Source organism: Xanthomonas sp. NCPPB 1638 (genome assembly GCF_041475635.2).
In the GTDB taxonomy this organism is placed as follows: Bacteria; Pseudomonadota; Gammaproteobacteria; order Xanthomonadales; family Xanthomonadaceae; genus Xanthomonas; species Xanthomonas cucurbitae.
In genome coordinates, this window is sequence record NZ_CM192984.1 from 2,104,681 (window position 1) to 2,127,080 (window position 22,400).

The 22,400-nt window shown below is 59.3% G+C and carries 20 protein-coding genes and 2 pseudogenes; 21 read left to right on the forward strand and 1 reads right to left on the reverse strand.

Annotation, left to right across the window (positions count from 1 at the left end; translation table 11 throughout):
• The first annotated feature begins 55 nt into the window (after nt 1-55).
• The 19 genes and pseudogenes from ACCQ13_RS09180 (at nt 56) to ACCQ13_RS09270 (ending at nt 18,276) form a co-directional block, all read left to right on the forward strand.
• Complete coding sequence (locus ACCQ13_RS09180; protein ID WP_104605593.1) at nt 56-1,081, forward strand: VirB8 family type IV secretion system protein; 1,026 nt, start codon at nt 56-58, stop codon at nt 1,079-1,081.
• On the forward strand, nt 1,078-1,845 hold the full coding sequence (locus ACCQ13_RS09185; protein ID WP_159407070.1) for a TrbG/VirB9 family P-type conjugative transfer protein: 768 nt from the start codon (nt 1,078-1,080) through the stop codon (nt 1,843-1,845). The genes ACCQ13_RS09180 and ACCQ13_RS09185 overlap by 4 nt, the downstream gene beginning before the upstream one ends.
• Nucleotides 1,842-3,023 (forward strand): TrbI/VirB10 family protein, encoded by a 1,182-nt coding sequence (locus ACCQ13_RS09190; protein WP_159407071.1) that lies wholly within the window; start codon nt 1,842-1,844, stop codon nt 3,021-3,023. Before ACCQ13_RS09185 ends, ACCQ13_RS09190 begins: the two co-directional genes overlap by 4 nt.
• Nucleotides 3,024-3,028: 5 nt before the next feature.
• A complete protein-coding gene (gene virB11, locus ACCQ13_RS09195) occupies nt 3,029-4,078 on the forward strand; it encodes a P-type DNA transfer ATPase VirB11 (RefSeq protein ID WP_208800551.1) in 1,050 nt (349 codons plus the stop codon).
• A 53-nt stretch (nt 4,079-4,131) separates the two neighbouring features.
• The gene (locus ACCQ13_RS09200; protein WP_167527002.1) at nt 4,132-4,956 is read left to right on the forward strand and encodes a lytic transglycosylase domain-containing protein; all 825 of its coding nucleotides are present in this window, start codon (nt 4,132-4,134) and stop codon (nt 4,954-4,956) included.
• A 59-nt stretch (nt 4,957-5,015) separates the two neighbouring features.
• Nucleotides 5,016-5,435: a TrbC/VirB2 family protein gene (locus tag ACCQ13_RS09205; RefSeq protein WP_159407073.1), complete on the forward strand. Its 420-nt coding sequence runs from the start codon at nt 5,016-5,018 to the stop codon at nt 5,433-5,435.
• On the forward strand, nt 5,428-5,739 hold the full coding sequence (locus ACCQ13_RS09210) for a VirB3 family type IV secretion system protein (protein ID WP_159407074.1): 312 nt from the start codon (nt 5,428-5,430) through the stop codon (nt 5,737-5,739). The genes ACCQ13_RS09205 and ACCQ13_RS09210 overlap by 8 nt, the downstream gene beginning before the upstream one ends.
• Before the next feature lie 103 nt (nt 5,740-5,842).
• Nucleotides 5,843-8,296: a VirB4 family type IV secretion/conjugal transfer ATPase gene (locus ACCQ13_RS09215; RefSeq protein ID WP_274393877.1), complete on the forward strand. Its 2,454-nt coding sequence runs from the start codon at nt 5,843-5,845 to the stop codon at nt 8,294-8,296.
• A gap of 64 nt (nt 8,297-8,360) precedes the next feature.
• Nucleotides 8,361-9,131, forward strand: coding sequence for a hypothetical protein (locus tag ACCQ13_RS09220; RefSeq protein ID WP_372372388.1), 771 nt, complete (start codon nt 8,361-8,363; stop codon nt 9,129-9,131).
• Nucleotides 9,132-9,227: 96 nt separating this feature from the next.
• Complete coding sequence (locus ACCQ13_RS09225) at nt 9,228-10,319, forward strand: TrbL/VirB6 family protein (protein ID WP_372372389.1); 1,092 nt, start codon at nt 9,228-9,230, stop codon at nt 10,317-10,319.
• A gap of 254 nt (nt 10,320-10,573) precedes the next feature.
• Nucleotides 10,574-10,837 (forward strand): DUF4189 domain-containing protein, encoded by a 264-nt coding sequence (locus ACCQ13_RS09230; RefSeq protein WP_372372390.1) that lies wholly within the window; start codon nt 10,574-10,576, stop codon nt 10,835-10,837.
• Between the two features lie 53 nt (nt 10,838-10,890).
• Nucleotides 10,891-11,559: a lysozyme inhibitor LprI family protein gene (locus ACCQ13_RS09235; protein ID WP_372372391.1), complete on the forward strand. Its 669-nt coding sequence runs from the start codon at nt 10,891-10,893 to the stop codon at nt 11,557-11,559.
• A gap of 89 nt (nt 11,560-11,648) precedes the next feature.
• The gene (locus ACCQ13_RS09240) at nt 11,649-12,974 is read left to right on the forward strand and encodes a VgrG-related protein (protein WP_372372392.1); all 1,326 of its coding nucleotides are present in this window, start codon (nt 11,649-11,651) and stop codon (nt 12,972-12,974) included.
• 113 nt (nt 12,975-13,087) lie between these two features.
• Nucleotides 13,088-14,719, forward strand: a pseudogene (locus tag ACCQ13_RS09245) (VirB4 family type IV secretion/conjugal transfer ATPase); the annotation flags it as partial.
• 64 nt (nt 14,720-14,783) lie between these two features.
• The gene (locus ACCQ13_RS09250) at nt 14,784-15,554 is read left to right on the forward strand and encodes a hypothetical protein (RefSeq protein WP_159407076.1); all 771 of its coding nucleotides are present in this window, start codon (nt 14,784-14,786) and stop codon (nt 15,552-15,554) included.
• A gap of 95 nt (nt 15,555-15,649) precedes the next feature.
• Entirely contained in the window at nt 15,650-16,723 is a 1,074-nt protein-coding gene (locus tag ACCQ13_RS09255) for a TrbL/VirB6 family protein (RefSeq protein ID WP_159407079.1), read from the forward strand.
• A 257-nt stretch (nt 16,724-16,980) separates the two neighbouring features.
• A complete protein-coding gene (locus ACCQ13_RS09260; protein ID WP_338000532.1) occupies nt 16,981-17,244 on the forward strand; it encodes a DUF4189 domain-containing protein in 264 nt (87 codons plus the stop codon).
• Between the two features lie 62 nt (nt 17,245-17,306).
• A complete protein-coding gene (locus ACCQ13_RS09265; RefSeq protein ID WP_159407080.1) occupies nt 17,307-17,831 on the forward strand; it encodes a hypothetical protein in 525 nt (174 codons plus the stop codon).
• Between the two features lie 43 nt (nt 17,832-17,874).
• Nucleotides 17,875-18,276, forward strand: a complete 402-nt coding sequence (locus ACCQ13_RS09270) for a hypothetical protein (protein WP_159407081.1) — start codon at nt 17,875-17,877, stop codon at nt 18,274-18,276.
• On the opposite strand, the gene ACCQ13_RS09275 is transcribed toward ACCQ13_RS09270, so the two are convergent.
• Nucleotides 18,221-19,339, reverse strand: coding sequence for an ISL3 family transposase (locus ACCQ13_RS09275; RefSeq protein ID WP_159406523.1), 1,119 nt, complete (start codon nt 19,337-19,339; stop codon nt 18,221-18,223). The genes ACCQ13_RS09270 and ACCQ13_RS09275 overlap by 56 nt on opposite strands.
• A 247-nt stretch (nt 19,340-19,586) precedes the next feature.
• On the opposite strand from ACCQ13_RS09275, the gene ACCQ13_RS09280 reads away from it, so the two are divergent.
• Nucleotides 19,587-20,603, forward strand: coding sequence for a peptidoglycan-binding domain-containing protein (locus tag ACCQ13_RS09280; RefSeq protein ID WP_223214436.1), 1,017 nt, complete (start codon nt 19,587-19,589; stop codon nt 20,601-20,603).
• Nucleotides 20,604-20,716: 113 nt separating this feature from the next.
• Nucleotides 20,717-22,348, forward strand: a pseudogene (locus ACCQ13_RS09285) (VirB4 family type IV secretion/conjugal transfer ATPase); the annotation flags it as partial.
• Between the last annotated feature and the right edge of the window lie 52 nt (nt 22,349-22,400).

The following is a 22,400-nucleotide window of genomic DNA, read 5'->3' on the forward strand; positions in this document are numbered from 1 at the left end:
TTGGTCGCGGCGATGGTTCTGGGCCTGACAAGGCCCCACTGTGACGGATCTAGATATGTTGCGTAAGAAGGTCAGTGAAAAGGATGGGTCTGCTCAGGTGGGCGCTGCCGTGCAAAAGGCGGTGAACTACGAAGTGAGCATTGCCGATCTGGCGCGTCGCAGCGAAAAACGTGCGTGGATCGTTGCAACTGTTTCGATGGTGATTACCGTCATGACGGCTGGCGGCTACTACTACATGCTGCCCCTGAAGGAAAAGGTGCCCTACCTGGTGATGGCGGACGCCTATTCGGGGACCAGCACGATTGCCAAGCTTGAGGCGAACTTCGGTGGGCGAACTGTCAGCACGAGCGAAGCGCTGGCGCGCAGCAATATTGCGCGCTTCATCATCGCCCGCGAATCGTTCGACCTTTCCATCATCGGCCAGCGCGACTGGAATACCGTTTCGGCAATGGGCGGGACCAATGTCGTGGGCGAGTATCGTGCGCTGCATTCGGCCAATAACCCGCAACGGCCCCTGGCGATATACGGTCGGCTGCGTGCCATCCGTGTCAACATCCTGAGCATCACGTTGATCGGCGGAAACGGCAAGCCCTACACGGGGGCGACGGTCCGTTTCCAGCGGACCGTCTACGACAAGAACTCCACGGTGTCCACGTTGCTGGACAACAAGATCGCCACCATGGGATTCGTCTACCAGGACAACCTCGAGATGAGCGACAGCCTCCGAGTCGAAAATCCCCTGGGCTTCCGTGTCACCGATTACCGCGTCGATAACGATTATTCCGCGTTGCCGGTAGCTCCGGCGGCGGGTGCGGCCATCAATGCCCAGCCGCAGGCAGTGGCCCAGCCACAGGCCGTCGGGACCGGTGTGGTCGATCCCAATGCCGCCGCCCTGTCCGGCATGGCGCCGCAGGGCGGTGTGCCATTGCAGCAAGGGGTGCAGCCTGCGGGCGGCAGTCCGCAGCAATCGGCGCAGCCCGCATTCCCCGATCAGATGCAGCCAGCGGGCCAGCCACAGACGCAGCCCGCGATCCAACCCCAAGGGACGCCGAACAATGTCAATGGAGCAAGCGGTCGATGAAATTCTTTAACCGGTACAGGGGTGCGTTGTTGTCCGCGTTACCACTTGCGCTATGCACGTTTTCGGCGGCTGCCCAGGTCGTCCAGGAATACGAGTATGCGCCCGACCGCATCTACCAGGTGCGCACCGGCCTGGGGATCACCACGCAGGTGGAGCTGAGTCCGAACGAAAAGATTCTCGACTACAGCACCGGCTTCACTGGCGGCTGGGAGCTCACCCGGCGCGAGAATGTGTTCTATCTCAAGCCGAAGAATGTCGATGTCGATACGAACATGATGATTCGTACGGCCACGCACTCCTACATCCTTGAGCTCAAGGTCGTCGCCACCGATTGGCAGCGCCTGGAGCAGGCCAAGCAGGCCGGCGTCCAGTACAAGGTGGTGTTCACGTATCCCAAGGACACGAGCTTCAACAACGTCGCCGATGCGGACACCTCCAAGAGCGGGCCGCTATTGAATGCCAAGATCCTGAAGGGTCGCCGCTACTACTACGATTACGACTACGCGACACGCACCAAGAAGTCGTGGCTGATTCCAAGCCGCGTGTACGACGACGGAAAGTTCACCTACATCAACATGGATCTGACGCGGTTTCCGACCGGTAATTTCCCGGCGGTCTTCGGTCGTGAGAAAGAACATGCCGAAGACTTTCTCGTCAATACGACGGTGGAAGGCAACACCTTGATCGTCCACGGGACCTATCCTTTCCTGGTGGTTCGCCATGGCGATAACGTCGTCGGTCTGCGAAGGAACAAGCAAAAGTGAACTCGAATATTCCAAACGGCCCTGATGAGCAGTCCTCGAACAATCGTGGGGACGAACAGCGACATGGCGAGTACAACGAGCGCAATAATCCCTATTTTGCGCGTCAGCAGGCGGGCGCCGCGCCAGACCTGGACGCCAACGAGCCTGTGTTGCGCTCCAGCGATATCAAGCGGCTCAACCGCAAGGCGCTGATCTTCCTGGCCGCTATCGCAGCCCTGCTCATTGTCGTGATCTTCTGGCTGGCGACGCAGAGCGGCAGCGACGAGGCTGCGCCGAAGCCGCGTACCGAAACCGTGGTGGCGCCAGCGCTGCCGCAGAACATGACCGCGCCCGTCGAAGAGGCACCGGTGCCGCTGGCGCAGCAGCCAAACCTGCCGCCACTGCCGCCGATGCCGACCGGTGCCGGCGATGACGGTAATTCCGCACCGGAGCGTCCGCGCGGTCCCACCCTGTTGGAACGCCGTATCCTGGCAGAGCAGGCGGCGGCCAACGGCGCCGGTGCCGCAGGCATGCCTGGTCAGCCCGGCGCGCAGCCTGCCGCTGCCCAGGAAGGCGCCGAGGTGCTGCTGGCCAAACCCATCAGCAACCCGGACGGCCTGATGGTGCGCGGCACCTACATCCGTTGCATCCTCGAGACGCGGATCATTTCCGATTTCGGCGGCTACACCTCGTGCATCGTCACCGAGCCGGTGTATTCGATCAACGGACACAATCTGCTGCTGCCCAAGGGTTCCAAGATGCTCGGCCAGTACGGCGCCGCCGAACCGACGAGCCGGCGGATGCAGGTGGTGTGGGACCGCGTCACCACCCCGACCGGACTCGATGTGACCCTGGAAGGCCCGGGTATCGACACGCTTGGCAGCGCCGGCCATCCGGGCGAATACAACGCGCACTGGGGCAACAAGATCGCCTCGGCGCTGTTCATCAGCCTGTTGAGCGACGCGTTCAAGTATGCCGCCGCCGAATACGGCCCCGAGACGACCACGATTGGCGTGGGATCCGGGATCGTCACCCAGCGGCCGTTCGAGAGTAATACTGCACGCAGCATGCAGCAGCTTGCCGAGCAGGCCGTGGAGCAGTCCGGGCGTCGTCCCGCCACCTTGACCATCAATCAAGGCACGGTCCTGAATGTCTACGTTGCCAAGGACGTCGACTTCTCGGCGGTTCTTCCGAAGTGAATGCAGTGAGCGCCATGACGATCGACGATTCTCCGACAGCGCGGATTTCGAACGATTTCCTCGATTACCAGTACTCGGTACTGGGAATCCTGGATTATCTGAACTCGCCTGACGTGACCGAAATCTGCATCAATCGGCCTGGCGAGCTGTACCTGGAGACCATCCATGGCTGGCAGCGGGTCGATGTGCCGTCGCTGACCTACGACCGCGCCCGGCAGTTCTGCACGGCGGTGGTCAACGAGAGCAATACCGGGCAGCGCATCACCGATGCGGACCCGGTGGTGTCGTTGACCTTCCCCACCGGGCAGCGTGCGCAGTTCGTGATGCCGCCAGCCTGCGACGCCGGCAAGGTGTCGATCACCATCCGGCTTCCCTCCAAGCACACCAAGTCGCTCGAGCAGTACAAGCACGACGGCTTCTTCGACGAGGTGCTGGAACAGTCGGCAGACGTCAGCGATCACGACCAGGAACTGCTGGAGTTGCGGCGCAAGCGCGACTACGCCGAGTTCTTCAAGAAGTGCGTGCTGTACAAGAAGAACGTGGTGGTGGCTGGCGCGACCGGTAGTGGCAAGACCACCTTCATGAAGGCGCTGGTCAATCACATTCCCAACGAAGAGCGCCTGGTGACGATCGAGGACGCGCGGGAACTGTTCATCAGTCAACCCAACTCCGTGCACCTGCTGTATTCGAAGGGGGGGCAAAGCGCCAGCAACGTGACCGCCAAGAGTTGCATGGAGGCCTGTCTGCGCATGAAGCCCGATCGCATCATCCTGGCCGAGTTGCGTGGCGACGAGTCGTTCTACTTCATTCGCAATTGCGCCTCGGGCCACCCTGGTTCCATCACCAGTTGCCACGCCGGCAGCGTCGAGCAAACCTGGGACCAGCTGGCGTTGATGGTGAAGGCCTCCAGCGAGGGCTCCGGCCTGGAGTTCGAAGTCATCAAGCGGCTGCTGAAAATGACCATCGACATCGTGGTCCACATCAAGGCGCATGCCGGGCGACGGTTCATCACGGGAATCGATTTCGATCCCCTGCGAACCTTGCGCGGCGGTTGAACGGTCGCTTGAGCGGTCATCTGGCCTGAAGGAGAAATGACATGTTGCCTGGCATGGAACTGATGGGGTGCTCTGGACTCGCCGTCCCCGGCGAGGTGATGCAGCACGTCGTTCGGGTCGAGTCGTCACGCAACCCCTATGCCATTGGTGTGGTCGGGGGGCGGCTGGTGCGCGAGCCGCGCGGCCTGGCCGAGGCTGTCGCCACCGCCAAGATGCTCGAGCAGAAGGGCTACAACTTCTCGCTTGGCCTGGGTCAGGTCAATCGCTACAACCTGCTCAAGTACGGCCTCACCAGCTACGAGATGGCGTTCGAGAAATGTCCTAATCTGGTTGCCGCCTCCAGGATCCTGGCCGAGTGTCACTCGCGGTCGGGAGCGAACTGGGGCAAGTCGTTCAGTTGCTACTACTCCGGTAACTTCGAAACCGGTTTCAAGCACGGTTATGTGCAGAAGATCTACGCCTCCATCCGTCAATCGGTCGCGGCGTCCGGCGCCGAACCCATTGCGGTGGTGCCGGCCGGTCAGGTCCAGCTGCGGCCTGCCAACCCGGCACGGCAGGCCGCCGCCGAACTGGTGGACGCCATCGTCGCTCGTCGGATTCAGGATCTGGCCGGCGCGCGCACCACAACGGCTTCACCGTCGCCGCCTATGCTAGCGCTGCCGCCTGCTTCGTCCCCGGTTCCCACGCCGGCGACAGCAGCGGCGCCGGCATCGGATAACGAACTGTATGTGGTGAAGGCGACGGCGCAGGGGCGCGGCGTGGTGATGCCGGCCGTTGCGTCGCAGGCGCAGACCTCGAACGGGCGGCCTGCAGGTGCGGTTCCGGCGCAGCCCGCCGTGCAAGCTGCCCCGCAGGTCGATAGTGCATTTGTTTTTTAGGACGCAACACCGCCAAGGATACTGGCTGCTGGACCCCCTCTGTTCCCAAGGAGTTAGACATGAAGTTTGAAATCGACAAGAAAACACTGGCCGATGCCAAAATGGTTGGCACACAGGCAATGAAGGCCCTGCTGTTCACCTCGTTGCTGCTGGTGGCCAGTGGCGCTGGCGCAGCCCCCGGCGGTAACGAGCTCGGTGGCACCGATACCCGCGTCTGCGGATTCCTGAACAATGTGAAGAAACTGCTGAACATGGGTTCGATCGCGGTGGTGACCATCGCCGTCATCGTGGCCGGCTACCAGATCGCGTTCGCGCACAAGCGTATCTCCGAGGTTTCTCCCATTCTCATCGGCGGCGTGCTGATCGGTGCGGCGGGCCAGATCGCCAACATGATCCTCCAGAACAAAGACGCTGGTGCTTCGAGCGATTGCTCGGGAATCGGTGCGTCGCTGCTTCAGTTCGCTCAGTACTATGCATAAAGATGTGCTCTTCCGCGGGTGCACCCGCCCGGCGATGTTTCTCGGGGTTCCCTATATCCCGTTCTTCATCGGTGCCGGCGGTGGCCTGCTGTCAGGCATGTACTTCGATCTTTGGTTCCTGCTCTCCATTCCCGTCATCATCTTTGTCATGCAACAGATGGCCAAGCGCGACGAGATGATCTTCAGGTTGCTTGGATTGCGCTGGCTGTTCCGGATGCGTGTTCGCAACCTGCAGCGCTACGCGGGGATGTGGGTGTTCAGTCCTAACGAATATCGCAAGGGTCATCCGGGCAAACCCCGGTGAGCACATGAGCCGTTTCACCAACCCCACGCCGGCGGTCTGCGTGGGGTTGGTGCTTGTGGTGACCGTGTCGGTGTACTGCTTCCTTTCTTAACTTGGTAAGACCATGTTCAGTCCAGATAGTCCGATCAGCGATTTTGTTTCCATTTCGACGCATGTCGCGCCCTCGGTCGTCAAAACGACCGCTGGCGACTACCTGCTGATCTGGCATCTGGCTGGCTTGCCGTTCGTGGGGCGCGACGAGTTCGAGCTCGAGCAACGGCACAACACCTTCAATCGCCTGTTGCAGACCCTGCGCGCTCCGGACTTCGCCAACGTGGCGTTCTGGGTACACGACGTGCGGCGTCGGCGCCGGATCGGCACCGGCGGGCGCTTTGGTCAGTCGTTCAACCAGGGCCTGTCGGACGAGTACTACGCGGCGTTGTCCTCGCAGAAGATCATGCAGAACGAGCTGTACTTCAGCATGATCTACCGCCCGGTGGTGACCGGGCGTCGGCTGGTGGAGAAGTCGGCCAACCCGGACAAGATCCGCGTGGAGGAAGAGCAGGCCGTTGGCAAGATCGTCGAGCTGGCCACCAATGTGGAAGCGGTGCTCAAGGATTATTCGCCGTATCGGCTGGGCATGTACGAGGCCAAGAATGGCATCGTGTTTTCCGAGACGCTGGAGTTCCTGGGCTATCTGCTCAACCGCATCGATGAGCCGGTGCCGGTGCTGCAGGCGCCGGTGCCCGCGTACCTGCCGGTCAGCAAGCACATGTTCGCCAACAAGACGGGCGATTTCGTCATTCGCACGCCCGATGGCATCAACCACTTCGGCGCGATCCTCAACATCAAGGAATACGCCGACGGGACCTATCCGGGCATTCTCAATGGCTTGAAGTACCTGGATTTCGAGTACGTCATGACGCATTCCTTCAGCCCGGTCGGACGCCACGACGCGCTGAAGGTGCTGGAACGCACTAAGGGCATGATGATTTCCTCCGGGGACAAGTCCTCCAGCCAGATCCGCGACCTGGACCTGGCGATGGATGACGTGGCGTCGGGCAACTTCGTGCTGGGCGAGTACCACTTCACGTTGGCGGTGTATGCCGACAGCCAGGAGAAGCTTGCGCGGCAGATCGCGACCACGCGCGCGGAGTTGTCCAATGCAGGCTTCGTGTCGGCCAAGGAAGACCTGGCGATCGCCTCCTCGTTCTACGCGCAGCTGCCGGGCAACTGGCGCTTCCGCACGCGCATCGCCAACCTGAGCTCGCTCAATTTCCTGGGCTTGTCGCCGTTGCACAACTTCGCCCAGGGCAAGCAGCACAACAACCCGTGGGGCGACTGCGTGACGACGCTGCAGACCACCAACGGCCAGCCGTATTATTTCAACTTCCACGCCACGCACCCGGCGGAGAATTCGCTGGGCGAGAAGGCGATCGGCAACACGATGGTGATCGGCAAGTCCGGTACCGGCAAGACGGCGCTGATCAACTTTCTGCTGAGCCAGGTGCAGAAGTTCGATCCGGTCCCGACGATCTTCTTCTTCGACAAGGACCGCGGCGCGGAGATTTTCGTGCGCGCGTGCGGGGGCAACTACCTGGCGCTGGAAAACGGCGTACCGACCGGCTTCAACCCGTTCCAGTGCGAGCGCAACGAAGCCAATACGCAATTTCTGGCGGAGTTGGTCAAGGTGCTGGGGGGCAAGGCGGAGTACAGCGCCCGCGAGGAAGAAGACATCTACCGCGCGGTGGAAGGGATGCTGGACACGCCGATGCACCTGCGCAGCATGAGCAACTTCCGCAAGAGCCTGCCGAACATGGGCGATGACGGGCTGTATGCGCGCCTGCGTCGGTGGACGGCCGGCAACTCGCTGGGCTGGGTGTTCGACAACCCGGTGGACACGATCGACCTGACGCGTGCCTCGATCATCGGCTTCGACTACACCGACGTGATCGACAACGCCGAGGTGCGCGTGCCGGTCATCAACTACCTGCTGCATCGGCTGGAAGCGCTGATCGACGGCCGTCCGCTGATCTACGTGATGGACGAGTTCTGGAAGATCCTGGACGGCAAGGGCGGGCTGAAGGAATTTGCCAAGAACAAGCAGAAGACCATCCGTAAGCAGAACGGCCTGGGGATCTTCGCCACGCAGAGCCCGGAAGACGCGCTGGCCAGCGACATTGCCGCAGCGCTGATCGAGCAGACCGCCACGATGGTGTTGCTGCCCAACCCCAATGCCAGCCGCGACGACTACATCGACGGGCTCAAGCTGACCGATGCCGAGTACCAGGTGGTGGTGTCGCTGGACGAGCGCTCGCGGTGCTTCCTGGTCAAGCAAGGCCACGCCTCGGCGGTGTGCCAGCTCAACCTGCGCGGCATGGACGATGCGTTGGCGGTGATCTCCTCCTCGACCGACAACATCGAGATCCTGCACCAGGTGCTGGCGGGCAAGGCGAGCAAGCTGGGCGTGAGTATGGACCAACTGACGCCGGAGCAGTGGCTGGCCGAGTTCTATGCCAACCGCAAGGGCTCGGGCAAGCGCAGCTCGGTCAAGGACAAGGAGGTGGAAGATGCGTAGTTCATCGAGGCCATCAACACCATCCACACCATCGCAGCTGATGCATGTGGCACCACATTCGATTATGTCGCAGGAGGCAAAGAACATCATGACAACCAACTTCAGGCAGGTTTCCCGGCTCTTGATGGGACTGGCGCTGCTGTGCATGGCGGGCACGGCCAGCGCGCAGTGGGAGGTGGTGGACAAGGAGCTCAACAAGACAGCCGACCAGATGCTGGATAACCAGAAGGTCGGCAAGGGCGATGGCGAGGAATCCAGCGGCAAGGAAGTGGAAAAGCCCAAGGAAGCGTTGAAGAAAGTGCCGGACGACTTCGGGGTGAGCGGGTGCGCCTCCTCCACCTCGGGCACGCCGGTGTCTGGCGTGCAGAAGCAGGTGTGCGAGCTGACGCAGCGCACGCGCAATGCGCAGTACAACTACATGGTGGCGATGAACGAGATCACCGCCGAGCGCTTGAAGCGTCTGCGCAAACTGGAGCAGGAGCGTGCCGGGATCAAGGACGGCCAGGTAGGCATGTTGGAGAGCAACACCAACAAGCTGCTGGCACTGAAGGCGATGATGGACATCGACCGCCAGCAGATGGAGTCGGCGATGTTTGCCTACGACCGGCGGCTGGCGTACCTGACCGATACGCAGACCGGCGCGGCGTTGGCGGCGATGAGTGGCACCAAGCCGCCGGACCCGGATGCCGAACCCTCCTGGTGGTCTCAGATTACTGGCGATTTGATGAGCCTTGGCAAGACCGCCGTCGCCGGTTTGGCGATGAAGGGCGCGTTTGAGGCAATCAAGAGTAAGGAGCCTGACGGCTACAAGCCACTGATGATCGATGAGGACTAAGGCGCACTCACTGTGGTGGAAGCACGTATTGCAATGGACTCAACATCGGGCAGCAGTTGCCCCACGGCGCAGCCGTCTCAGTGGATGTGATGACTTATGAATATCAGTGATCTCTTGACGAACATCGCCAACTACGAATTTTTTCGTCTCATCAACGACTACCTTCGTGACGAAATTTCCATTTTTCAATGGGAATTGTTGCAGCGGACGACGGCGTGGGTCGGCATGGTGGCGCTGACGGTGCTGACGCTGTGGATCTTCATCCAGGGCTACCGCATCGTGACCGGTCAATCGCGCGAGGCGGCGATGGGCCTGGTGGTGACGGCGCTGCGCGCGGCGCTCATCATTGGCTTGGCCACCAGCATGGCCAAGGGCTCGCCGCAACTGTATTGGACGCTGACCGACGGGATCAGCTCGGCAATTACCAAGACGGTAACCGGAGACTCGGATAGCCCCTACAAGGCGATCGATCAAAACTTGATGCTGATGCAGATGGCGCTGTCCGGGTTGGATCAAATCAAGACCGGCGGCGATAAAGAAAGCGAAGACGCCAAGAATCGAGCGCGCTGGTTCACGGGCATCGGCATGGCAGGCCCGGGCGTGGTGGCCGGCTCGATGCTGTTGTTGAACAAGCTGGCGATGGCGCTGGTGGTGGGGTTTGGCCCGCTGTTTATCCTGTGCCTGTTGTTCCAGGCCACGAAGTCGCTGTTCAGCAAGTGGCTGCTATACGGACTAGGAACGATGTTCTCGTTGTCGGTGCTGACCTTCACGGTGAGCCTGGCGACCAAGGTGGTGGGTGCGGTGGGCGTGGCATTCCTGGCGAAGTGGGCACTGAACGGCGGCAACGGCGAAGGCATCAGCAGCATGGCGCTGCAGCAGGGAGGAGTAGGTTTGGTGTTGACCACGCTCATCATCACCGCACCACCAATGGCCGCTGCCTTCTTCCAGGGTACGTTGGGCCAGTTCACGGCGTACTCGGCGCTGGGGCAGTTGGATAGGGCGAGTCAGGATGGTAGTGGCGGACGGCCTTATCAGCCGGCACAGCCTCAATATGAAAATTCTCAAGCTAATAATAGCGTTCAGTCCACTAGCCAAGTTAGTACGAGGAGCAGTGGCGGAGAAACCAGCGGAGCCGTAGCAAATACCGGCGCGCGCGGGATTGCGGCAAATAATAACCAAAGCCCTTAATTAAATTTGAGAGAAAGTTAATGCGCAATTATTCTCTTGTTGTTCCCCTTTTGCTGTGCGTGAGCGGCGCTTGCGCACAAACTGCTTGTCCACATGGGGTGGCTCCCGGTAGTCCTCAGTGTGGCAATGATTCTGGAACATCTAGAGGCGATCTTCCTCCCGCGCCTCCCAGGCCGACTGGGGAGTGGATAAAGACTTGGGGCGCAATCGTTAATTCTAAGGAGACATCTAGAGCATGGGCTTCAGTAGGGCAGATGTCGAAGAAAAGTGCAGAAGAAGATGCTTTAGATCAATGTAATTCTGCTGGCTTCACCGGCTGCTATATTACCTTTACTTACATGAATCAATGTGTTGCACTGGCATCGACGGCGTCTGGTAATGCCGAGAGTGGCATTTCTTCTGCCTCAAATATTGCTCTTGCCTCTGAAAATGCTTTGACAACGTGTCGAAATAACGGTGGGGTGACTTGCTCGGTAATATATAAGGATTGTACGAAACCGTTTTTTAGGAGGTACTGAGTAGCATGTAAATTTGGCGCCTTTGATTATCGTGGTGGCCTTTGTGGCTATTTATGCCGAAATCGCTTATAGCTTCCGTGGTTGGTTTGCTTCAAAGTGACGATAAATTTTTAATCATACTGCCCCTGGGTAGGGATTTGATGATTGCCTATTTGAAAGTTAAGATTATTATTATTTCAGTCATCTTATCTACGGCTCTGCTTTGCGCGTGTAGTCGACAAGCTGATTTTGAGGATTCGCACGTTAATTCCATTCCGCCTCAAGTGCATGGCCAGGATGAAACATCGATTAAGCTGTCTGATGAGATTGAAATTAAGCGAGATCAGGTCGCCCGCGAGCAAGATCGTTTATTAGATCAGGTGCTTGATGGCGAGATTCAAAGGAAGCGCGAGGAGATCGCAAAAAGCGTCCAACTTCGCCCAACATATGGTCGGTGCATAAAAGAATCAAATGCAATTCATCCGGCCATAATGGCTTGCAATGAAAGCGAGTATGAGTACCACGATGCTCGTCTAAATAAAGCTTATCGGAATCTGATGGGTAGGCTGGCTGTTGGTGAAAAGGCTGCGCTCAAACAAGAAGAGCGTGATTGGATTAAACAGCGGGACGCGCTTTGCCAATCGAACGGAGCATTGGGTGGAGGCCAAGCCGAAGAGCTGGAAGATAGTTCATGTATGCTGAACGCAACAGCGAAGCGTGCCGATGATCTGGAGAAGCGTTAGTATCCGCAGACTATGGCGTAGGTGCTAGAAGTCTGTTAACCAAATATGAGGGTTTGATTATGGCAACTATGGAAGGATGGCATTTAGGAATGACCTCTGCCCGGTACGAAAGCGGCGGGCGCGGCGTTGGGACTATTTCCACAGGAAAGGGGGATCATGGTGGCGTCTCATATGGTGTTTATCAACTTTCTTCCAAATCTGGGACCTTGCGCGAATATTTAGATCAGTCTCGTTATGGGCAAGAATTTTCAGGTTTGACACCTGCAACAGCTACCTTCGACGAAAAGTGGAAGCAACTTGCGCACGCAGATCCTTCATTTGCGAAGGATCAACATAATTTCATCAAGGTAAGCCATTATGACGAGCAGCTCTCGTCCTTGAAGGCTGGTGGGATCGATTTAACGGACCGTGGTCCCGCAGTGCAGGATGCTATTTGGAGCACGTCGGTACAGTACCGTGCACTGACACCTGCAATATTCAGGAAAGGTCTTGCTGAGAAGTTCGGAGATGATTGCAAGCTTTCGGATTTGTCTGACAAGCAGATCGTGGAGGCAGTTCAAGACTACAAGTATTCTCATACGGAAAGACTTTTTAAGAGTTCACCGACTCAATGGGATTCGTTGCGTGATCGTGCACGTTCTGAAAAGAACGACCTTGTGGAGCTGGCAGAAGGCCGCTTGCCGGCAGAGCATTCGCCAACTGGACACCGTCGTGCCAACTCGCCCCACGATGGCAAGCTGGAACAAGGCGAACGCGGTGAGTCAATAAAGCAGCTGCAAAGCCAGCTCGCCCAACTGGGTGCAACAGGTCGCGATGGCAAGCCGTTACAGGCCGATGGCGACTTCGGTGGCAACACCAAATTCGCGGTGGAGCAATTCCAACGCGCGCATGGCTTGCAGGTCGATGGTGTGGTGGGGCAACAGACGCGGGCTGCTTTGGGTCAGGCGGTGTCGCAGCATGCGACCAAAGCTGCCGATCAGACCATCGCCCAGGCCCAAGCGACTTCGGCACCAGCCGCATCCTCCTCTCCTCCGCTGCTCTCCGACCCACGCCATCCCGACAACATCATGTTTGCTGGCGCGGTGGGCAAGCTGGAAGCCCTGGGTGAGCGTGGCGGGTTTTCCAACCGCACGGAGCTTGAGCAGGCAGCCGGGCAGCTCGTGTTCGAGGCCAAGGTGAGTGGGCTTCAACGTATCGATCACGTACTACCCAGCAAAAGCGGAGACGGCTTCTTCGCGGTGCAAGGCGAGATGACCGACCCAACAATGCAGCGGGTGTTTGTGGATCGCTCCCAGGCACAGGGTCAGTCGCTGGAACATAGCAGCCGGCAGGTTGCCGAAGAGAGCCAGCGTCAAACGCAGCAGACCGCGCAGCAGACCCAGCCGCCTCCCGAGACGCGCGGCCCGACGTTGTAAGGGCACGGCAGCGCGCAATCAATGGCCCCGGCATTGCCGGGGCCATTGTTTTTGGGGCGGCGGAACAGGTATGGATTCTTGAATTAAGCCCTAGTTCATTCGGGTTGATGATCTACCACGACGCGCTGAAGGTGCTGGAACGCACCAAGGGCATGATGATTTCCTCCGGGGACAAGTCCTCCAGCCAGATCCGCGACCTGGACCTGGCGATGGATGACGTGGCGTCGGGCAACTTCGTGCTGGGCGAGTACCACTTCACGTTGGCGGTGTATGCCGACAGCCAGGAGAAGCTTGCGCGGCAGATCGCGACCACGCGCGCGGAGTTGTCCAATGCAGGCTTCGTGTCGGCCAAGGAAGACCTGGCGATCGCCTCCTCGTTCTACGCGCAGCTGCCGGGCAACTGGCGCTTCCGCACGCGCATCGCCAACCTGAGCTCGCTCAATTTCCTGGGCTTGTCGCCGTTGCACAACTTCGCCCAGGGCAAGCAGCACAACAACCCGTGGGGCGACTGCGTGACGACGCTGCAGACCACCAACGGCCAGCCGTATTATTTCAACTTCCACGCCACGCACCCGGCGGAGAATTCGCTGGGCGAGAAGGCGATCGGCAACACGATGGTGATCGGCAAGTCCGGTACCGGCAAGACGGCGCTGATCAACTTTCTGCTGAGCCAGGTGCAGAAGTTCGATCCGGTCCCGACGATCTTCTTCTTCGACAAGGACCGCGGCGCGGAGATCTTCGTGCGCGCTTGCGGGGGCAACTACCTGGCGCTGGAAAACGGCGTACCGACGGGCTTCAACCCGTTCCAGTGCGAGCGCAACGAAGCCAATACGCAATTTCTGGCGGAGTTGGTCAAGGTGCTGGGGGGCAAGGCGGAGTACAGCGCCCGCGAGGAAGAAGACATCTACCGCGCGGTGGAAGGGATGCTGGACACGCCGCTGCACCTGCGCAGCATGAGCAACTTCCGCAAGAGCCTGCCGAACATGGGCGATGACGGGCTGTATGCGCGGCTGCGTCGGTGGACGGCCGGCAACTCGCTGGGCTGGGTGTTCGACAACCCGGTGGACACGATCGACCTGACGCGTGCCTCGATCATCGGCTTCGACTACACCGACGTGATCGACAACGCCGAGGTGCGCGTGCCGGTCATCAACTACCTGCTGCATCGGCTGGAAGCGCTGATCGACGGCCGTCCGCTGATCTACGTGATGGACGAGTTCTGGAAGATCCTGGACGGCAAGGGCGGGCTGAAGGAATTTGCCAAGAACAAGCAGAAGACCATCCGTAAGCAGAACGGCCTGGGGATCTTCGCCACGCAGAGCCCGGAAGACGCGCTGGCCAGCGACATTGCCGCAGCGCTGATCGAGCAGACCGCCACGATGGTGTTGCTGCCCAACCCCAATGCCAGCCGCGACGACTACATCGAAGGTCTCAAGCTGACCGATGCCGAGTACCAGGTGGTGGTGTCGCTGGACGAGCGCTCGCGCTGCTTCCTGGTCAAGCAAGGCCACGCCTCGGCGGTGTGCCAGCTCAACCTGCGCGGCATGGACGATGCGTTGGCGGTGATCTCCTCCTCGACCGACAACATCGAGATCCTGCACCAGGTGCTGGCGGGCAAGGCGAGCAAGCTGGGCGTGAGTATGGACCAACTGACGCCGGAGCAGTGGCTGGCCGAGTTCTATGCCAACCGCAAGGGCTCGGGCAAGCGCAGCTCGGTCAAGAACAAGGAGGTGGAAGATGCGTAGTTCATCGAGGCCATCAACACCATCCACACCATCGCAGCTGATGCATGTGGCACCACATTCGATTATGTCGCAGGAGGCAAAGAACATCATGACAACCAACTTCAGGCAGGTTTCCCGGCTCTTGATGGGACTGGCGCTGCTGTGCATGGCGGGCACGGCCAGCGCGCAGTGGGAGGTGGTGGACAAGGAGCTCAACAAGACAGCCGACCAGATGCTGGATAACCAGAAGGTCGGCAAGGGCGATGGCGAGGAGTCCAGCGGCAAGGAAGTGGAAAAGCCCAAGGAGGCGTTGAAGAAGGTGCCCGACGACTTCGGGGTGAGCGGGTGCGCCTCCTCCACCTCGGGCACGCCGGTGTCTGGCGTGCAGAAGCAGGTGTGCGAGCTGACGCAGCGCACGCGCAATGCGCAGTACAACTACATGGTGGCGATGAACGAGATCACCGCCGAGCGCTTGAAGCGTCTGCGCAAACTGGAAAAGGACCGTGCCGGGATCAAGGATGGCCAGGTAGGCATGTTGGAGAGCAACACCAACAAGCTGCTGGCGCTGAAGGCGATGATGGACATCGACCGTCAGCAGATGGAGTCGGCGATGTTTGCCTACGACCGGCGGCTGGCGTACCTGACCGATACGCAGACCGGCGCGGCGTTGGCGGCGATGAGTGGCACCAAGCCGCCGGACCCGGATGCCGATCCGTCGTTTCTGTCGCAGCTGACCGGGACGCTGTTGAGCCTTGGCAAGACGCTGGTGGCCGGGGCGGCGATGAAGGAAGCGTTCAATCAGATCGAGAGCAAGCGTCCGGATGGATATCGGGAGTTGGCGATTGACAGCGATTGATGTGCGGTGGCGGTGGTGGACGCGCAATTGCAATGGATTCAACTTCGGGCAGCGTGCGCTGTCCACGGCGCAGCGGTTTCATGATGTGGTGACCTATGAATGACTTCTTTACGAATATCGCCAACTACGAATTTTTTCGTCTTATCAACAACTACCTGCGCGACGAGATCGCGATTTTCCAATGGGAGTTGTTGCAGCGGACGACGGCGTGGGTGGGGATGGTGGCGCTGACGGTGCTGACGCTGTGGATTTTCATCCAGGGCTACCGCATCGTGACTGGTCAATCGCGCGAGGCGGCGATGGGCCTGGTGGTGACGGCGCTGCGGGCGGCGCTGGTGATCGGGTTGGCCACCAGCATGGCCAAGGGCTCGCCACAGCTGTACTGGACGCTGACCGACGGGATCAGCTCGGCGATCACCAAGACGGTGACCGGTGACTCGGACAGCCCCTACGAGGCGATCGACAAGAACCTGATGCTGATGCAGGCGGCGCTGACGGGTCTGGACCAGATCAAGACCGGCGGCGACGAGGAGAGCAAGGATGCCAAGGACCGAGCGCGCTGGTTCACGGGCATCGGCATGGCAGGCCCGGGCGTGGTGGCCGGCTCGATGCTGTTGTTGAACAAGCTGGCGATGGCCCTGGTGGTGGGGTTTGGCCCGCTGTTCATCCTGTGCCTGTTGTTCCAGGCCACGAAGTCGCTGTTCAGCAAGTGGCTGCTATACGGACTAGGAACGATGTTCTCGTTGTCGGTGCTGACCTTCACGGTGAGCCTGGCGACCAAGGTGGTAGGTGCGGTGGGCGTAGCGTTCCTGGCGAAGTGGGCCTTGAACGGCGGCAACGGCGAAGGCATCAGCAGCATGGCGCTGCAACAAGGAGGAGTAGGGTTGGTGTTGACCACGCTCATTATCACCGCACCACCAATGGCCGCCGCCTTCTTCCAGGGCACGTTGGGCCAGTTCACGGCGTACTCGGCGCTAGGGCAGTTAGATAGGGCGAGTCAGGATGGTAGTGGTGGGCGGCCTTATACGCCAGATGCTCCCGCTAGGAATACCAATCGAGATGGAGATAACTCGTCAGCAGGAACGGTGAGTGTTGAAACAAGAAATACTGGCCCAGACTCCAATGCTTCATCTGTGGCAAGTACTGGGGCTCGTGGGCAAGCAAAGTAAAAATAAAATTACGAGGTGCAATTATGAAACTACTTGTCTCATTTATATTTATTTCGTTTATTTCTGGCAGTGCGCATGCGCAGACAGCTTGCCCCGTGGGGGTGGCTCCAGGAAGTCCGCAGTGTGGTCCTGATTCCGGCACTTCAAGAGGAGATCTTCCCCCGCCACCTCCTAGGCCGACAGGTTTGTGGTTAAAAACCTGGGGTGCAATAGTTAATGCTGACGGTACAGGCCGGGCATGGGCATCTACTAGAATGATGTCAAAGGATGATGCTGAGAAAGATGCGCTCGATCAATGTGCCAGTGCTGGATTTAATGGTTGCAGAGTTACGTTTGCATATCAGAATCAGTGCGTCGCTGTATCTAGTTCGAAATCTAGTCCGGTTAAAAGTGCGGCAAGATCTGGGCCTGATCTGGATATTGCGAAAAAAGATTCAGTGCAGTTGTGTTCGGAGAGGGGAGGGGGCGGCTGTCACGTTATTTACACCGATTGCACTGAGCCTGTCTTTAGGAAATTTTGAAGAGGGCTTTTGTCTTCTCTATCGATATTTAGTGTTACGGCTAGCGTCTACCAGGGTGGTGTATGTGTAGGAAATATTTTCTCCTTGCTTTCATTGCCCTTCAAAATTTGTTGGTTGGCTGCACATCTAAAGACGGGAAAGCATTAGGGGTTGAGAGTTTTGAGCAAGAAAAACCTCCAGGACGGGGTGATATTGTCGCCAATGAACGTAAAGATTTATCTTCTGAATTATCTGCCTTAGCTTCAATCAAGCAGCTGAAAGAAGGTATGGTATATGGTCAGATTCGCCGGATAGTCGTTTCAGGCGGATGGAGGCCGAAACAAAATCCGGACTGCAAGAAAGATTTGGTTGGTCGTAATTTCGAAGAAATTTGTTCTTCTAATCCCAGTCTTTGCAAGAAATGTGATTCTCTGCCTGAGTTGAGTCAATGTAGCGCAGATGGTCACTGTCTGTCTGAATTTGTAAGTTCTGACGGGAAACAGCTTTTGAAAGTGGCGACATATGGTGAAATTGGTGACGCTAAGGTAGAAGAGCGCGATCGTGGGTTGCCAGTTTCGTGGTGGAATGTTGAGGAAATTAAGAAATAGCTGATTTCTGTTGGCTTGCTAATATTTCACGAGAGGTGCTGTTATGAGTAGTCCATTGGCAGATCTGATTCAGCGTGGTGAATCTGGTGGCGATTCTTATAATGCTTACAATCGCGGAACTTACGTTGATTCAAATGGTAAGGAGCATATTCGCGGCGCGGATAGAGATCTAAATTTCTCAGGCATGACGCTTGGCCAGGTCATGGATGCACAATCTTTAAGAGGAAGTGATCCAGAGCGATTGTTTGCAGTAGGGAGGTATCAAATTATCCCTGCTACCATGGCGGGTGGAGTGGCGGATCTTAAATTGGCTCGGGGGGATCTGTTTAGCTCGGAAATGCAGGATCGTCTATTTTCTGATTATCTTATCTCTGATGGGTCTTCGCGGATCACTGTGGGTGCAATCGAGCATTTTCGGGTAGCGCGGGCAGGAAGCTGGCGATGATCTTGAGCCTCAGGAACTCCTCGTCGCGATAGCCGTAGGCGCTGCGCTGGATGACCCGGATCTTGTTGTTGAGCCCTTCCACCAGGCCGAGGCTGACCTTGTTCTCCGGCCTGCAGTACGCCGCGATGCCGTCCCAGTGCCGCTCGATCATCCCCACGAACGTCTGGTAGGGCACAAGCCGCTGCCAGCGCAGACTCTGCTTCCAGCGCTCGAAGAACTCCCGTGCACCTCGCTCGGTGCGGTAGCTCCACAGCTGCCCGAAGGACTCTTTCAGCAGGTACGCCGTGTTCAGACGTTTGTTGGTCGCCAGCAACTTGGCGAGCGCCTTTCGACCGTCCAGGGTAAGGTTTTCGCGATTGCTCAGCAGGGTGTAACGCTGGCCCTTGATGTAACTGCGATCCTGGCCTTGAAGGCGCTTGTACTCGTCGCGCCGCACCTGATCGAGCGCGTCGGACAGGTGGCGCATGATGTGAAATTTGTCGAACACGATGCTGGCGTTGGGCGCGTTCTTGCCCACCGAGTTGCGAAACGGCCGCCACATGTCCATCACCGCCACGTCGATGCCGGCGCTACGTTTTGGGCCCAATTCGGCGAAGAACTGGTCGATGTCCGCCTCGGTGCGCCCACTGCCGCCGAACCAGATCGGTCGGCCGCGCTCCAGATCGCTGACCACAACGCGGTAGTCATGGCCCTTGTGGATCGCGATCTCGTCGATGCCGATGGCGCGCGGCGCCGGCGTCCCCGCCCGGCGCACCTGCTCGGCCATGTACAGCTTGGACAGCTCCTTGACCGTACTGTCGTGCAGGCGCTCCAGCTCGGCCACGGCCTTGTGCGTCATGCTTCGGCACAGATTGCCCACATGCAGGGCGAATCGCTCGGTGTAGCGCGGATTCTTGGCCAGCCAGTCCAGCCGCTCTACGTGCACGCCGCCGCACCCCGGGCAATCGACCCGCCAGCGCTCGAACTCCACGAACAGCATCCAGCCGGCCGCCCGCAAGTCGCGGGCGCGGCACAGGCGCTTGTCGTAGCGGCTGCGACACCGATGGCCACAGTTGGAACACACGGCCGTTTTTTTCGGCGCCGCAAGGTCACGATCCGCGCCTTCGGGGCGCCGAACATGCCCTTGAGCGTGGACTCCGCCGCGAAGCCAGGGAAGGAAAACAACTCACTCAGCCGACGGCCCGTTTTCATGCAGAACACCGCGTCAAGAAGTCAGCACAGGATGTACCACCTTCTGGGACGGTGGAAAGGGCCTGTTTCCAAGGCTCAACGCAGATTCAGGGGCCTCAAGGCACCCACACGAATCCGCGATGAGCCTCTCTGATAAAAGATATCAGGTGAAAGATTATATCGTAGGTACTCAGGGCGTAACGTTGCAATCTGCGCAAAAAGCACTTTCTCAGGAATGGGCAAGCATCGCTAGCCCTGAGACCGGTAAAAGCTACTACGACAAACCTGGCGGAGCCAATCATGCGTCGATCACAAGCGCAGAGACAGCAGCGGCGTTAAACACGATGCGTGATTCGTATCGTGCTGCAATTGAAAGCGGCTTGTCACCTGAGCAGGCATGGAAGCAAGTCAACTCACAGCCCGCCCAGCAGATTGCGGCCCCTCAGCAGTCAAGGCGCGACGCGTCTCACGACGGCAAACTGGAACAAGGCGAACGCGGCGAGTCGGTAAAACGGCTGCAAAGCCAGCTCGCCCAACTGGGTGCCACCGGCCGTGACGGCAAGCCACTGCAAGCCGATGGCGACTTCGGTGGCAACACCAAATTCGCGGTGGAGCAATTCCAACGCGCGCATGGCTTGCAGGTCGATGGTGTGGTGGGGCAACAGACGCGGGCTGCTTTGGGTCAGGCGGTGTCGCAGCATGCGACCAAAGCTGCCGATCAGACCATCGCCCAGGCCCAAGCGACTTCGGCACCAGCCGCATCCTCCTCTCCTCCGCTGCTCTCCGACCCACGCCATCCCGACAACATCATGTTTGCTGGCGCGGTGGGCAAGCTGGAAGCCCTGGGTGAGCGTGGCGGGTTTTCCAACCGCACGGAGCTTGAGCAGGCAGCCGGGCAGCTCGTGTTCGAGGCCAAGGTGAGTGGGCTTCAACGTATCGATCACGTACTACCCAGCAAAAGCGGAGACGGCTTCTTCGCGGTGCAAGGCGAGATGACCGACCCAACAATGCAGCGGGTGTTTGTGGATCGCTCCCAGGCACAGGGTCAGTCGCTGGAACATAGCAGCCGGCAGGTTGCCGAAGAGAGCCAGCGTCAAACGCAGCAGACCGCGCAGCAGACCCAGCCGCCTCCCGAGACGCGCGGCCCGACGTTGTAAGGGCACGGCAGCGCGCAATCAATGGCCCCGGCATTGCCGGGGCCATTGTTTTTGGGGCGGCGGAACAGGTATGGATTCTTGAATTAAGCCCCAGTTCATTCGGGTTGATGATCTACCACGACGCGCTGAAGGTGCTGGAACGCACCAAGGGCATGATGATTTCCTCCGGGGACAAGTACTCCAGCCAGATCCGCGACCTGGACCTGGCGATGGATGACGTGGCGTCGGGCAACTTCGTGCTGGGCGAGTACCACTTCACGTTGGCGGTGTATGCCGACAGCCAGGAGAAGCTTGCGCGGCAGATCGCGACCACGCGCGCGGAGTTGTCCAATGCAGGCTTCGTGTCGGCCAAGGAAGACCTGGCGATCGCCTCCTCGTTCTACGCGCAGCTGCCGGGCAACTGGCGCTTCCGCACGCGCATCGCCAACCTGAGCTCGCTCAATTTCCTGGGCTTGTCGCCGTTGCACAACTTCGCCCAGGGCAAGCAGCACAACAACCCGTGGGGCGACTGCGTGACGACGCTGCAGACCACCAACGGCCAGCCGTATTATTTCAACTTCCACGCCACGCACCCGGCGGAGAATTCGCTGGGCGAGAAGGCGATCGGCAACACGATGGTGATCGGCAAGTCCGGTACCGGCAAGACGGCGCTGATCAATTTTCTGCTGAGCCAGGTGCAGAAGTTCGATCCGGTGCCGACGATCTTCTTCTTCGACAAGGATCGCGGCGCGGAGATCTTCGTGCGCGCCTGCGGGGGCAACTACCTGGCGCTGGAAAACGGCGTGCCGACCGGCTTCAACCCGTTCCAGTGCGAGCGCAACGAAGCCAATACGCAATTCCTGGCGGAGTTGATCAAGGTGCTGGGGGGCAAGGCGGAGTACAGCGCCCGCGAGGAAGAAGACATCTACCGCGCGGTGGAAGGGATGCTGGACACGCCGATGCACCTGCGCAGCATGAGCAACTTCCGCAAGAGCCTGCCGAACATGGGCGATGACGGGCTGTATGCGCGCCTGCGTCGGTGGACGGCCGGCAACTCGCTGGGCTGGGTGTTCGACAACCCGGTGGACACGATCGACCTGACGCGTGCCTCGATCATCGGCTTCGACTACACCGACGTGATCGACAACGCCGAGGTGCGCGTGCCGGTCATCAACTACCTGCTGCATCGGCTGGAAGCGCTAATCGACGGCCGTCCGCTGATCTACGTGATGGACAAGTTCTGGAAGATCCTGGACGGCAAGGGCGGGCTGAAGGAATTTGCCAAGAACAAGCAGAAGACCATCCGTAAGCAGAACGGCCTGGGGATCTTCGCCACGCAGAGCCCGGAAGACGCGCTGGCCAGCGACATCGCCGCAGCGCTGATCGAGCAGACCGCCACGATGGTGTTGTTGCCCAACCCCAATGCCAGCCGCGACGACTACATCGAAGGTCTCAAGCTGACCGATGCCGAGTACCAGGTGGTGGTGTCGCTGGACGAGCGCTCGCGCTGCTTCCTGGTCAAGCAAGGCCACGCCTCGGCGGTGTGCCAGCTCAACCTGCGCGGCATGGACGATGCGTTGGCGGTGATCTCTTCGTCGACGGACAACATCGAGATCCTGCACCAGGTGCTGGCGGGCAAGGCGAGCAAGCTGGGCGTGAGCATGGACCAACTGACGCCGGAGCAGTGGCTTGCCGAGTTCTATGCCAACCGCAAGGGCTCGGGCAAGCGCAGCTCGGTCAAGGACAAGGAGGTGGAGGATGCGTAGTTCATCGAGGCCATCAACACCATCCACACCATCGCAGCTGATGCATGTGGCA

Coding starts and splice junctions, on each gene's coding strand:
- ACCQ13_RS09230 (WP_372372390.1), top strand. CDS start 10,574: ATGTCGAAGAAAAGTGCAGAAGAAGATGCTTTAGATCAATGTAATTCT.
- ACCQ13_RS09205 (WP_159407073.1), top strand. CDS start 5,016: ATGAAGTTTGAAATCGACAAGAAAACACTGGCCGATGCCAAAATGGTT.
- ACCQ13_RS09255 (WP_159407079.1), top strand. CDS start 15,650: ATGAATGACTTCTTTACGAATATCGCCAACTACGAATTTTTTCGTCTT.
- ACCQ13_RS09240 (WP_372372392.1), top strand. CDS start 11,649: ATGACCTCTGCCCGGTACGAAAGCGGCGGGCGCGGCGTTGGGACTATT.
- ACCQ13_RS09265 (WP_159407080.1), top strand. CDS start 17,307: ATGTGTAGGAAATATTTTCTCCTTGCTTTCATTGCCCTTCAAAATTTG.
- ACCQ13_RS09215 (WP_274393877.1), top strand. CDS start 5,843: ATGTTCAGTCCAGATAGTCCGATCAGCGATTTTGTTTCCATTTCGACG.
- ACCQ13_RS09235 (WP_372372391.1), top strand. CDS start 10,891: ATGCCGAAATCGCTTATAGCTTCCGTGGTTGGTTTGCTTCAAAGTGAC.
- ACCQ13_RS09185 (WP_159407070.1), top strand. CDS start 1,078: ATGAAATTCTTTAACCGGTACAGGGGTGCGTTGTTGTCCGCGTTACCA.
- ACCQ13_RS09270 (WP_159407081.1), top strand. CDS start 17,875: ATGAGTAGTCCATTGGCAGATCTGATTCAGCGTGGTGAATCTGGTGGC.
- ACCQ13_RS09210 (WP_159407074.1), top strand. CDS start 5,428: ATGCATAAAGATGTGCTCTTCCGCGGGTGCACCCGCCCGGCGATGTTT.
- ACCQ13_RS09220 (WP_372372388.1), top strand. CDS start 8,361: ATGTCGCAGGAGGCAAAGAACATCATGACAACCAACTTCAGGCAGGTT.
- ACCQ13_RS09180 (WP_104605593.1), top strand. CDS start 56: ATGTTGCGTAAGAAGGTCAGTGAAAAGGATGGGTCTGCTCAGGTGGGC.
- ACCQ13_RS09250 (WP_159407076.1), top strand. CDS start 14,784: ATGTCGCAGGAGGCAAAGAACATCATGACAACCAACTTCAGGCAGGTT.
- ACCQ13_RS09260 (WP_338000532.1), top strand. CDS start 16,981: ATGTCAAAGGATGATGCTGAGAAAGATGCGCTCGATCAATGTGCCAGT.
- ACCQ13_RS09200 (WP_167527002.1), top strand. CDS start 4,132: ATGGAACTGATGGGGTGCTCTGGACTCGCCGTCCCCGGCGAGGTGATG.
- ACCQ13_RS09225 (WP_372372389.1), top strand. CDS start 9,228: ATGAATATCAGTGATCTCTTGACGAACATCGCCAACTACGAATTTTTT.
- ACCQ13_RS09280 (WP_223214436.1), top strand. CDS start 19,587: ATGAGCCTCTCTGATAAAAGATATCAGGTGAAAGATTATATCGTAGGT.